Genomic DNA, 12,314 nt, shown 5'->3' with positions numbered 1-12,314 from the left:
GGTGCATTACTTAACACACCCTACATTTGAGTTTTCAAAACCGATAAAAAATCTGTTTTATCTGCTGCTGTCTGCTTTGACTCAGAAAAGCGATCGCAAACTTAGTTAACAAGTAAGGTATTGCCAACATATTACTAAAAATCACTCGCCACCGACACCAAGAAAAAATTGCTCTTGAGGTAGGGTACACACCCCAAAATTGATTGACAGAACACACCATTTCATTACCTAATGCCGTGACTTCGTGCCACCAACCCATAGGGATATATAGCATTTCCCCTGGCTCTAATATAACTTCTTGTTTGAATTCTAATGCTCTTTTGAGTTTGGGAAATGCTCCGAAATCTGGATTTTCTGGATATACCGTACTAAACCAAGCCCGCAGTTCTAAACCGCGCAGTAAATGGACAAATATTGAAAATGGATATAAATTATAAGTCTGACTGGGTGGAAATAGTAAGACTTTTTTTGTCCCATACAACTGGATCAAAAGGCCGTCCAGCGTATCGTAGTGTAGGCACTCTAAATGCCCTCCAGGTGCTACCCAAAGATTAATATTACCTATAGGTTTCGTTAAACCTAGTTGTTCGCCAATACTACTTAAAAAATTGTTTACCAGCTTTGTATTTTTCAGCGAACATTTAGCCAAATAGATATCTTTTTCGTGAGCCTCATGACTGTGCAACAACTTTGCATAGTCTGTGAATGACATTGTTTTGAGCGGAACACCACTGTCAATGTTTTGCCAAGTACGTTTATCTTGTTGATATCTTTCCCGTCCGTAACAGCGAAAGAGAAATTCTTGCTGACCTAACTTTTCGCAGAGATAATCTATATTCCAGTCATCTACTTTTAATCCAGTTATTATTACTGGAGTTCCCGTTTTTTGATATTTTTCAAAAAATATCTCTGAGGATATCGACGATAGAGCTGTCCGTATAATTGAGAATGTTGTATTATCAGCTCTGCTGTCAGCCAAATTGCTAGTCGTTAAACGCATAGAAAATTTCAGACGTAATTTCTATAACTTACCCATCGGAAAAAGAAAAAGATACTTTTTTAAGCTAATTTAAGTATGTATTGATATTTGAAAATATCTTAAGATATGGAAAAATGTGTACGATCGCAACACAAAACGCACTCGAAATAATTATGTAAGCTAATTATTATTTATAATAACGCAGACAAAAGGTGCGAGGAGCCAATGACGAATTTATTGCTGCCACTGTTGCAAACTGTTGCCGAGCATACAAAGGATAACTTTGTTAAAAAAACGCGCCAAGTTGAAGCAGTACAAGAGCGATTTCTGCGAGATTTACTACGAGCTTATCAGGCGACAGAGCTAGGGCAAAAGTATGAATTTAAAGACATTAGAACTGCCGAGCAATTTCGCCAGCGTATTCCCGCGTTATCCTACAGTAGCTATTTACCCTACTGCGATCGCATCGCCCAAGGGGAACAAAACATACTCACCCCCGATCCCGTTGTTTTTTTTAACCTGTCGAGTGGTTCTACAGGAGCGCACAAGCTCATCCCAGTCACCAAACGCTTTCAAAACTCCTTGCGCCGTCCCAACTTAACTAGTATTGGCTTTCTCAGCTCGGCATTAAGACAACGGGGTTCTAAATTTGGTAAAGCGATCGCCACTAACTCGACTCAACTGATGGGACGTACCAGTGGTGGAATTCCATACGGTCCCGCTAGCGTTGGAGTCCTGCGGATGGGAAAATTTCTCTGCGAGCAAATATTTGCTCATCCCTTTGAGACACTGCAAGCAGCCGATAGCCTGACGCGCCATTATCTTTGTCTGCTATTTGCGCTACAACAACCCGATACAAGGGGAATAGTTGCCAACTTCCCCATGCTGATCCTCCGCACCTGCGGCTATTTAGAACAATATGCAGAAGATTTTATTCGCGACATTGACAAAGGAATGCTTGCACCTTGGTTGCAACTAGAACCAGAATTGCGGTTACAACTAGAACGGCAAATAGTCGCTAACCCCAACCGCGCCAAGCAACTACAAGAAATCTTGCAAGCAGAAGGTAGACTCACCCCCGAAGCTGTATGGTCGAATCTTGCCTTCACAGTCGCAGCCAGAGGCGGGACTTCAGATTTTTACTTCGAGCGCTTTCCTGCTTACTTTAGCAAGACACCAGGTTTTGGCGCGGTTTGTTGTTCGTCAGAAGGCGCGTTTGGCATTTACCCAGAGCTAAATTCTGATGCCAGTATTTTAGCGATCGAAAGTGCATTTTTTGAGTTTATTCCTCAAGATCAGTGGGATGTAGAACAACCAAAAACACTACTACCTAGCGAAGTCAAACCTGGAAACTACTACCGAATTTTGATGAGTAACTACAGCGGCTTCTATCGCTACGACATTGGCGATGTCATGGAAGTCGTCGGATTTTACGAACAAGCACCACTGATTGTATTCCGCCATCGGCGCGGTGGCTTGCTGTCTTCAACCTCAGAAAAAACTACTGAATTTCATGTTACTCAAGTCATGCAGGTATTACAACAAGAATTTGACTTACCTCTAGAAGATTTTTGTATTACCTTATCGGATGATGTCATTCCCGCATATTATTTGGTGAATATCGAGCTTGCGCCTGGAAAAATATTAGAAAATCCGCAGCAATTTCTCGATCGCTTTGACCGTCAACTGAGTGCAATTCACACTTCCTACGCCGTCAAACGGATTAACAACGATCAAATTCCCCCGCCAAGACTGCGAATTCTTGCCCCTGGCAGCTTTGCGATCGTGCGGCAAAGGCAATTAGAGAAAGGAGTACCAGATTCTCAACTAAAATTTCCCCACATCAGCGAAGATCGCAATTTCCTAGCTGGCTTGCAAGTGGAACGGGAAGTACAGTTGTCAATTAATGACAGGGAGCAGGGAGCAGGGGGCAGGGAGCAGTGAGTAGTAGTGAGTGGCAAGTCGCTAGCCACTCACAAATGACAAATGACAAATGACTGCACACCACAAAATTGTCATATTCTAAACACAATTAATCTGCTTGAATCAGTATTTGATGAGTTGAGAAAGCTGAATGGTCAATCTCGTTCTGTCCGCTTTAAATGCTGTTACAGATTTGACAAAGGCAAACTTTATCAAAAAAACTCGCCGGACGGCAGAAGTACAAGAACGGTTTTTATTGCGCTTGTTACAAGCTCATCGCGATACGGAATTTGGTAGGAAATATCAGCTCGGTGAGATTAAAACAGTCGATCGCTTTCGCGAACGAGTGCCAATTTTACCGTATTCCAGCTACGAGTGTTATCTGGAGCGCATTGCCAACGGCAAGCAAAACATTCTAACAGCCGATCCGGTGGTGTACTTGACGCTAACGAGTGGTTCGACGGGGAAAAAGAAAATGATTCCGACGACGAGGCGATCGCAAAACATCACTCGTCAAGCTACCCTAACCAGTATGGGTTTTCTCACCGCCGCCTTACGTTCTAGAGGGCAACAGTTTGGCAAAATTCTCCTGACAAATTCTACTCAACAATGGGGACGTACCAGTGCTGGTATTCCCTACGGTCCCGCTAGTGCTGGTGTCCTCAGCATGGATAAGTGGTTGTACGAGCAATTTTTTGCTCAACCTTACGAGACTCTCCAAGTCACAGATAGCTCTGCCCGTCATTATCTCGCCTTATTATTTGCCTTACAAGATCCTTTAATGCGGGGGATGTTAGCTAACTTTCCAATGCTCATCCTCCGTACCTGCAACTATTTAGAAAAATTTGGTGAAGACTTAATCCACGATATCGAAACAGGAACCATTGCCAATTGGTTAGAAGTAGAACCGGAACTACGACTGACATTAGAGCAGCGCTTATCAGCCAATCCAGTTCGAGCCAAGGAATTACGGGAAATTCTCCAGTCGGAAGGTAAGCTCACCCCTCATCTCGCCTGGTCAAATTTGTCTTTTGTCGCCTGCGCCCGTGGAGGTACGTCCGACTTTTACTTTCAGCGATTCCCCACCTATTTTGGCGATACACCAATTTTCGGTGCAGTATTTTCTTCTGCCGAAGGGATGTTTAGCATCTACCATAAACTCGACGACGATAGCAGTATTTTAGCCATAGAAAGCGGATTTTTTGAATTTATCCCTCAAGACCAGTGGCAAGAAGAACAGCCTAAAACGCTACTTGCTACCGAAGTCAGACCGGGAGAACGGTATCGCATTCTGACTACGAGCTATAACGGATTTTATCGCTACGATATTGGCGATGCGATCGAAGTCGTCGGATTCTACGAGCAAGCACCGTTAATCGTATTTCGCCACCGCCTGGGAGGATTGATTTCTTCTACAACAGAAAAGACAACAGAAGCTCATGCAACTCAGGTAATGCAAGCCGTACAACAAGAATTCGGCTTATTACTAGAAGATTTTTGTATGACTTTATCTGAAAATGATTTTCCTGCTCGCTACCTGATCAACATTGAGTTAGCTCATGGCTATAAGCTGGAAGATCCGCAAGCTTTTTTAAATGAGTGCGATCGCAAATTACAAGCAGCAAATACCCACTATGAAATTAGCCGCAAAGATCCGATTCCGCCACCCCGACTGCGAATTTTGGCTCCTGGTAGCTTTGCCATCCTCCGTCAACGACAGATAGAACGGGGAGTTCCCGATTCCCAACTCAAGTTTCCTCACATCAGCGAAGACCGCAATTTCTTGTCTGGCTTGCAGGTACAGCAAGAGGTGAGATTACCAGAAGATAGGGACAGTGGCTAGTGGCTGGTGGCTAGTAGTAAATAGGGCGTGGGGTGTGGGGTGACAGTGACCAGTGACCCGTTAGTTATTTTATCTCCTCAGCGCCCTCAGCTCTCTTCCTCCCTCAGCTGCCTCAGCTGGGCGACTCTCTCTTTCCCCTACTCCCTACTCCCTGCTCCCTGCTCCCTGCTCCCTGCTCCCAAATAAGAGCAACAACATCCCAACGACAATCGAAGCACTTGCAGCCGTAAAAAAAGCAGCTTCTATACCGTGATGTTTGACAACAAAGCCTAACACAATCGGACAGAAAGATTGACCGATGAAGCCTGCTCCAGCCCCCGCTGACAGTACGCTCGATCGCAACTGGGAAGGCGCAAGACTTGCTAGGGCATCGTAAAGGTTGGGTAGGATCAGACCAAACCCAGCACCAAAACCGACCGCAGCTAACATAATTAAACTAATCTCTCGTAAAAATGGGATCGTGCTGAGTGTCAGCGCCATTAAGATGAAGCCGACAGCCGTGGCTTTATACAAACCCAACGATTGAGATAGCTTTCTGGCTCCAAAAGCAGAGATAATGGCTGCACCCAGAGCGCGAGAAGCTAAGACGAGGCTATTAGTCAACGTGTTGGCATTAATCGTATCTTTGAAATACTGCGGGGTATAGAAGACAACCGAGTACATCACGATTGATGTCAAGCTCAGAGTTAGCAATAACCAAATTGTTTGGTAGCGCCCTAAAACTTGCCATAGTTTATGTTTAGGTCGCTCTTGCTGTGTTTTGACTGAAGTACGTTCGGCAGGCTGTGGCAAAATCTTGGCTGTCAATACTGCTAATGGTAGCCCGATCGCGTATAGACAGAAAATGTATCGCCAGTGGAAGAAATAGCCTACTCCACCCCCCAACAATGGAAAGACGATCCCCGCTAGCGTCAGCGTCCCCGTGGCGTAACCTAATGCTTTGGCTCGTTCCTCACCCTCATACATACTCGTGAGCAGACCTAAGCTAGCGGATGTAATGCCTGCTGTAGCGATTCCCAAACATCCTCGTAACGCGATTAAGGGGAGGAAATCGTCTACTGTGACTCCAGCAGTACCAAAGACGGCATAGCAAAGCAGGGAAACTATGAGTACCTTTACTCTTCCTACGCGATCGGAGAGAATTCCGAGGGGAAGACTAAAAAGACCCAGCGCCCAAACATGAGCGGCTGCTAAATAACCGCCAATCTCTGGAGCGAGCTGAAGTTGGTGCTTAATCTCCCCCAAGGCAGGGTTGAAAACTGCCCCAGTCATCGTAGTTAGGGAGCCAGCCGCCATCAGTATTATCAATTGAGGATTTTGGGCGATCGCGGCAAAAGCTACTGTTGACGATAGTGATAATTTGCGCATGTTGAGAAAGTCGGGAGTCGGGAGTCGGGAGTGATTAATGATAACTGACAACTGCTCCCTGCTCCCTGCTCCCTATTAGTATGAGTGGACAGTTGGCGTGCTGTCAGGAATTATGCTGACAATTTTGCCGAATTAAGGGACACTAGAAAGCTAAATATTGTCAGAATCAGGCAAGAGAGGAACGATTCATGGAACTGGCTACGACCTTAACAAGTCAGACAGTTCAGAATGCTATCCGCGAGATCGGGATTAATCCAGATTACTGGTATCCGGTTGGGTGGGCAAATAAACTGCAACCTGGTCATATTATGCCCGTAACGATCTGGAAACAAGCAATTGCTGTTTTCCGCGACACGGACGGACAGCTTCATGCTTTAGATGATGCGTGCGCGCATAAGGGTGTAGCTCTACATAAAGGGCAAATTCAGGGGAAACATTTATTATGTCCCTATCATGGTTGGGAATTTAACGGTGCAGGTCAATGCGTCAAAATCCCATACCTCCCTGAGACACACAAACTACCATGCGCTCAAGTTCGCAGTTATCCTGTTTGCGAAAAATACAATCTGATCTGGATTTTTCCTGGCGATGCGAGTTTGGCAACTAGCATTCCCTTACCAGAAATACCGGAATTTGACGACCCAGATTGTCTGATGGTTCCAATTCCGGCTCATTTCCAGGCGCATTTCACCATCTGCAACGAAAACACGATGGATGTGTTTCACGGGTTTTTACACAAAAACCTCCAAGGTTGGTTTGACCCCGTGCTGACTAGCTTGAAAACGACAGAATCATCGGTTCAGGCCGATTATCGAGTGTCTTACAAGGGAGTCATGACGAAAATTCTGGGTTTAAGCGATCGCGGTGATGAGGTGACAACCCGTACTGTCTCGCTCCATTACCAATATCCTCACTACCACAGTTCTCTAGAGGGAGTTTCCTCTTTACCTGATGCGATCGCCTGGGGAGCAACGGAAACCAAATCGTTTACCTTGATGTTTCTACGGCTGAATTTACCTAAGTGGTTGGTGCAGCCGTTCAAACCTCTGATTTCTGCTTATGTCTGGCGCTTTCTATTTTCCCAGTTTCTCGATCAAGATATCGAAATGATGGAGAGCGAGCAACGCACTTATTCAAACAACCCCCAACGACGCTATGTAGAGATTAATCCGGCAATTATTGCCCTGCAAAAAGTCATGATGCGGCAATACGAGCAATATTGCCGCAAAACCCTGTCTTCCCAACTCTCAGGGAACCAGCAGGAGGAATCGCTGTCTTAATCGGAAGCGATCTCTTCTAGTCGGGTAGAGTCAAGCTAATCTATTATCAATCGCATGAAGCAATTATCTCGTCAATACAGTCAAAGATCGCCAGCAAGATCGCTATGAATGGTATAGTGCTGGCAAAATGTCTTATTCATAGACTCAATTAAGCTGCCCGATCCGGCAGGAGATAAGAACCTGGATAGTCTAAAAATTACCTAACCAGGGAAAATATTAATAATGTTTAGCCAGACGCACAAAGCTATCTGGGAGTTTCAGGTGAGGGGAGTAAATTCGTGCAAGTAGTCAAAGAGTACGTTCAGCGCTTATATGACAGCGGGCTAGCCCCCGACGAGTTCATTTGTCATCGCCGTCAGGGTAATTTAGTTGAAATCGAAGAAGGAGCAACGGGCAAGCGGCAAAATGTCTTGACATTCTGCACCAATGATGTATTGGGACTAGTACAGAACGAAGCCGTGCAGCAAGCGGCAATTGATGCGATTTTGCAATACGGTACTTCTAATAGTGGAACTTCAGTTTTAAACGGGCGCATTGACTTACACCGTCAACTAGAAGCAGAGATTTCTGCCTTTAAGCATCTGCCCCACACCCAGCTATTTTTAAATGCTTGGATGGCAATGCAAGCCCTGATGGATGCTTTCTGCCATCTCGCCATTCCCGTACCCGGATTTCAAAATACGAGAGAGACTCTGATCCTGACTGACGTACTCAACCACGGCTGTATTGTCTCGGCTGTTGTCAATGCCGGGACTCGCTCTGGCAAAGTCTTCAGCCACAGCCCCCGCGTCCGCGTCAAAGCCTATCGTCACTGCGATACTGAAGACTTGGAGCGGAAACTATATCGCTATGCCCGTCCCGATGACAGAATCATGGTAGTGTCCGATGCTGTCTTCTCAATGGATGGTGACATTGCCCCTCTACCAGATATGCTTGACGTGCTGCAAAACTATGAAGGTAGCGTGCTGGTTATGGATGAGGCGCACGCTAGCGGCGCGATTGGAGACACGGGAAGGGGGATTTACGAGTATTTTGGGTTGACTCCTCAAAATGCGATCGCACGGGGGATCGTGCCGTTGATTATGACCACATTTTCTAAGTTTGCGGCTTCGGCTGGGGCAGCAATTAGCAGTCCTGTGGCTGAATTGATCCCGTTGATGAATTTCTCTCCCACCTCCATTGGAACGATTTCTTTACCCGCACCTACCGCTGCTGCTGCTTTGGAAAGCATTCGTCAAGTGCGCCAAAATCCCGAACTGGTACAACAACTACAAGCAAAAACAAAATATTTGCGATCGCGTTTGGCTAAGCATGATTTTGAAGCTTTGGGCGAAACCAACGTCGTCCCCGTCGTGTTACCCACTGAATGCAATCCGAAATACTTTGCCCGTCAATTAATGCAAGAACATGGCATCTGGGCATCGGCAATTTGGTATATTGCTAAGCCACGTTTGCGGATCACCGTTAATGCCTTGCACACCGAAGAGGATATGGATCGGTTAGTAGAAGGAATGGTAGCAATTCGGGATACGATCTACAAACCCATGATCAGCGCCTAGCGAAACGAGCTAAATTCCAAATTCAATTATTAAAAACTTAGATAATTTTTTAAGACCAGGATGCATTGCTGTATTTTGGTCTTAATCGTTTTTTTAAACATAATTTTTGCTTGCGTCCATGATATTTGTAGGAGCGCACGGCTGTGCGCTCCTACGGAGCGTGTATTTCATCCGATTACAAACAAGAGCGATCGCACAATTTTTTCGACACTGCTGTGTAAATCATGCAAACGATTACAAAGTTTCAAATTAAACCCGTAACGACTCCAGCAGAACAAGAACTTTTCCTTGATGTTCCTGCTAGGGTTTATGCTAACGATCCTTACTGGGTGCCCCCCATCCGCAGTAGTGAAGCCAAGCAATTCTTGCCTAGCAATACTTTCTTTGAGTATGGTAAGGCACAGCAATTTATCGCTCTATCTCAGTCAGGAGAACCAATCGGCAGAATTGTTGCTGCTGTGAATCAACGGTTGATTGATAAAGAAGGTCAAAATGTCGGAGTCTTCGGTTTTTTTGAATGTATGCCCGATTTTGATGTGGCTCAAGCTCTCCTCCAGGTTGCTTGTGATTGGCTGCGAGAACAAGGCATGACTGTAGTTAGGGGACCAATCGATTTTTCAACTCACAACGGCTGTTTGTTTTTAGTCGATGGCTTTGACTCCCCGCCAATGATTTTGATGCCTTACAATCCACCCTATTACCCAGAGTTTATCGAACGGGATGGTTGGTACAAAGGTAAAGACGCTTATACGTATAACTTTCCCTTAGATAAACCTTTACCAACGGAATTTGAAAAGGCTTATCGTATCGCTTGTAAAGCTGGCATAACTTTTCGTCCCATCAGAACCAAGGGTGAGGAATTTGAGGCAGATGCGCTGAAAGTTTACGATCTCCTCGTGCGCATGTTTACCGACAACTACAGTTATTCACCGCAAACTCCAGCAGAGTTTTTAGATAAAGCGCGATCGTTTCAATCTCTGATCGACCCTGATGTTTTTCCCATTGCAGAATACAACGGTGAAATGGTGGGGATGTGGATGGGATTACCCGACTACAATATCGCCCTTAAGCATCTAGGTGGTAAACTCGATTGGCTCGGCACGTTAAAATTCTTGTGGTATCGCCGCCAAATTGACCAAGGGAGAGTGATTTACATTTGCTCTCTCCCCGAATATCGCCGCAAAATGGTTTCTTTGGCTCTCATTTATTTGGGAATGCAAGGCGGCATCAAAAAAGGCAAGCCTTACAAACGGGCAGAATTAGGACATATTTACGAAGACAACTCTGCTTCTCGCAAGCTCGTAGAGGCTGCTGGTGGTAAAATTCACAAAACCTACCGGATTTACGAGAAAGCTTTGTAGGTGTTTTAGATCCCTTTTTGAAACAGGGGAAGACAAGGGGGACAAAGAAGATTCAATACTATCTTCTTCCCCTACTCCCTACTCCCTATTCCCTACTCCCTACTCATGAAAGCACTAGTTACTGGCGCTAACGGTTTTACAGGTTCTCATTTAGTCCGTGCTTTAACCCAACGAGGAGATACTGTTGTTGGTTTGGTACGCAAGTCTAGCGATCTTTCCCGTCTGGCTGACTGCCCCATAGAGCTAGTTTACGGAGATATTAGCGATCGCCATGCTCTGCGCGCTGCTATGGCTGGTGTAGACGTGGTGTTTCACACGGCGGCTTATGTGGAATTGGGCATAGTCGATGCAACTAAGATGGAACGGGTCAACGTAGAAGGAACCCACGCCATCTTAGATGTTGCCCAAGAATTAAAAGTAGGGAAAGTCGTTTACTGCAGCACTGTCGGAATTTACGGTGATACTCAGGGAAAAGTTATTGACGAAACTTTTAATCGCACTCAAACTGACTTTTCCTCTGCTTATGACGTGACTAAATACAAAGCACAAAAGTTAGCCGACCAATTTGCTGCCCAAGGTTTACCTGTAGTTAGTGTTATGCCTTCGGGAATTTTTGGCTCTGACGATCCTCATTTCGGACCCGTACTGAAACAATTTCTCAAAGGCGGACTGAAATTATGGGCTGGAGGCGATCGCATTACGGGTATCGTTCATGTCGATGACTTGGTAGAAGCGATGCTTTTAGCTGCCCAAAAAGGCAAAGCTGGCGAACATTTCATTATCTCTGCCGGAGATTTGCCCACGAAGGAAATGTTTCAAATTATCTCCCAAGAGTCAGGAATTCCCGTTCCCAAGGAAGCACCCAAATCTCTTGTAAAGCTTGTCGGTAATATTCTCGATCCAATCGGCAGATTGTTGAAATGGCAACCTCCCCTCAGCCGCGAACGAGTTCATTACGTCTACGATCGCTGCGTCCGTGTCGATGCTACCAAGGCGAGAAAAGAGTTAGGATGGCAACCGCGATCGGTGGAAGAGGTATTGCGTCAAATTGTTCGAGAATTAACGTAGTAGGGTACGTTAGATAACGCACCCTACCACTTCTACTTCTGCTTTAACATCCCATCTTCTAAATAACTGACGCGATCGGCAACATCAATAATTCTGGGGTCGTGCGTCACCATCAAGACTGTGCAACCTTGCTCTTTTGCCAAATTGCGGAGTAACTGAATTACGTTATGACCGCTTTGAGAATCTAAAGCTGCCGTTGGTTCGTCTGCCATAATCAATTTGGGATTACCAGCCAAAGCACGGGCGATCGCGACTCGCTGTTTTTGTCCGCCGGATAGATCGCTGGGTTTTTGATTCACCTGCGCCCCCAATCCTACTTGTTCTAGCAAAGTTCGCGCTTGTTTTTGGGCGATCGCACCATTAATACCCTTATAGTTCAGCACTAACTCGACATTTTCTGCTGCCGTCAGCGCCGGAAATAAGTTAAAACCTTGGAAGATAAAACCAATATTATGTAATCTAAATTTTGCCAGCTTTTCGCGGGACATTCTAGTAATTTCTTTGCCGAGTAGGTAAACGCATCCTTCTGTTGGCGTGAGCAATCCTGCCAAGATTGATAGCAAAGTTGTCTTACCCGAACCGGATGGTCCCATAAGTAATTGAATATCACCAGCTCGAATTTCGAGATCGATACCCTTCAGCACGGGATACTGCTGTTGTCCTGACTGAAATGCCATTTCTATGCCTTTGGCGACAATGGCTGAGGATTCTGGAATATTTGCGCTACAGTTCGATTCCGCCGATCTTTTGCGGTGCTTGACTGAAGGCTTAATTGCAGTGGCGAAATTGATTAAAGAAGCTGTCATTATTGCAAATATTTAATCGATATGATTTTAACTTCACGAAAGTTTGGAGTAACCAGGGAGAATATTAAACTTTGTAATACATGGATGTATTTTACTTACCTTATTTATTTCTCCCCATATAGCTTTC

9 protein-coding genes are annotated in these 12,314 nt (G+C 45.3%); 6 read left to right on the top strand and 3 right to left on the bottom strand.

What is annotated here, in order from left to right; translation table 11 throughout:
- Positions 1-34: 34 nt before the first annotated feature.
- Complete coding sequence (locus N4J56_RS28760; protein ID WP_317109578.1) at positions 35-1,000, bottom strand: cupin-like domain-containing protein; 966 nt, start codon at positions 998-1,000, stop codon at positions 35-37.
- Between the two features lie 204 nt (positions 1,001-1,204).
- Between N4J56_RS28760 and N4J56_RS28755 the strand changes: the two genes are divergently transcribed.
- Both N4J56_RS28755 and N4J56_RS28750 read left to right on the top strand, forming a co-directional pair.
- A complete protein-coding gene (locus N4J56_RS28755) occupies positions 1,205-2,923 on the top strand; it encodes a GH3 auxin-responsive promoter family protein (RefSeq protein WP_317109577.1) in 1,719 nt (572 codons plus the stop codon).
- Between the two features lie 130 nt (positions 2,924-3,053).
- A complete protein-coding gene (locus N4J56_RS28750; RefSeq protein ID WP_317109576.1) occupies positions 3,054-4,745 on the top strand; it encodes a GH3 auxin-responsive promoter family protein in 1,692 nt (563 codons plus the stop codon).
- 144 nt (positions 4,746-4,889) lie between these two features.
- Here N4J56_RS28750 and N4J56_RS28745 read toward each other — a convergent pair whose 3' ends face one another.
- Entirely contained in the window at positions 4,890-6,164 is a 1,275-nt protein-coding gene (locus tag N4J56_RS28745; RefSeq protein ID WP_317109574.1) for an MFS transporter, read from the bottom strand.
- A 137-nt stretch (positions 6,165-6,301) separates the two neighbouring features.
- On the opposite strand from N4J56_RS28745, the gene N4J56_RS28740 reads away from it, so the two are divergent.
- The 4 genes from N4J56_RS28740 to N4J56_RS28725 all read left to right on the top strand — a co-directional run bounded on the left by N4J56_RS28740 (position 6,302) and on the right by N4J56_RS28725 (position 11,381).
- A complete protein-coding gene (locus N4J56_RS28740) occupies positions 6,302-7,393 on the top strand; it encodes an aromatic ring-hydroxylating dioxygenase subunit alpha (protein ID WP_317109573.1) in 1,092 nt (363 codons plus the stop codon).
- A 278-nt stretch (positions 7,394-7,671) separates the two neighbouring features.
- Complete coding sequence (locus tag N4J56_RS28735) at positions 7,672-8,952, top strand: aminotransferase class I/II-fold pyridoxal phosphate-dependent enzyme (protein ID WP_317109571.1); 1,281 nt, start codon at positions 7,672-7,674, stop codon at positions 8,950-8,952.
- 224 nt (positions 8,953-9,176) lie between these two features.
- Positions 9,177-10,313, top strand: a complete 1,137-nt coding sequence (locus N4J56_RS28730) for a hypothetical protein (protein WP_317109569.1) — start codon at positions 9,177-9,179, stop codon at positions 10,311-10,313.
- Between the two features lie 105 nt (positions 10,314-10,418).
- The gene (locus N4J56_RS28725; RefSeq protein WP_317109568.1) at positions 10,419-11,381 is read left to right on the top strand and encodes an NAD-dependent epimerase/dehydratase family protein; all 963 of its coding nucleotides are present in this window, start codon (positions 10,419-10,421) and stop codon (positions 11,379-11,381) included.
- A 32-nt stretch (positions 11,382-11,413) separates the two neighbouring features.
- Here N4J56_RS28725 and N4J56_RS28720 read toward each other — a convergent pair whose 3' ends face one another.
- Entirely contained in the window at positions 11,414-12,187 is a 774-nt protein-coding gene (locus tag N4J56_RS28720; RefSeq protein WP_317109567.1) for an ABC transporter ATP-binding protein, read from the bottom strand.
- Positions 12,188-12,314 lie beyond the last annotated feature (127 nt).

Source organism: Chroococcidiopsis sp. SAG 2025 (genome assembly GCF_032860985.1).
GTDB lineage: Bacteria > Cyanobacteriota > Cyanobacteriia > Cyanobacteriales > Chroococcidiopsidaceae > Chroococcidiopsis.
This window is presented reverse-complemented; position numbering and strand designations above follow the sequence as displayed.

Coding starts and splice junctions, on each gene's coding strand:
- N4J56_RS28730 (WP_317109569.1), top strand. CDS start 9,177: ATGCAAACGATTACAAAGTTTCAAATTAAACCCGTAACGACTCCAGCA.
- N4J56_RS28755 (WP_317109577.1), top strand. CDS start 1,205: ATGACGAATTTATTGCTGCCACTGTTGCAAACTGTTGCCGAGCATACA.
- N4J56_RS28725 (WP_317109568.1), top strand. CDS start 10,419: ATGAAAGCACTAGTTACTGGCGCTAACGGTTTTACAGGTTCTCATTTA.
- N4J56_RS28720 (WP_317109567.1), bottom strand. CDS start 12,187: ATGACAGCTTCTTTAATCAATTTCGCCACTGCAATTAAGCCTTCAGTC.
- N4J56_RS28740 (WP_317109573.1), top strand. CDS start 6,302: ATGGAACTGGCTACGACCTTAACAAGTCAGACAGTTCAGAATGCTATC.
- N4J56_RS28750 (WP_317109576.1), top strand. CDS start 3,054: ATGGTCAATCTCGTTCTGTCCGCTTTAAATGCTGTTACAGATTTGACA.
- N4J56_RS28760 (WP_317109578.1), bottom strand. CDS start 1,000: ATGCGTTTAACGACTAGCAATTTGGCTGACAGCAGAGCTGATAATACA.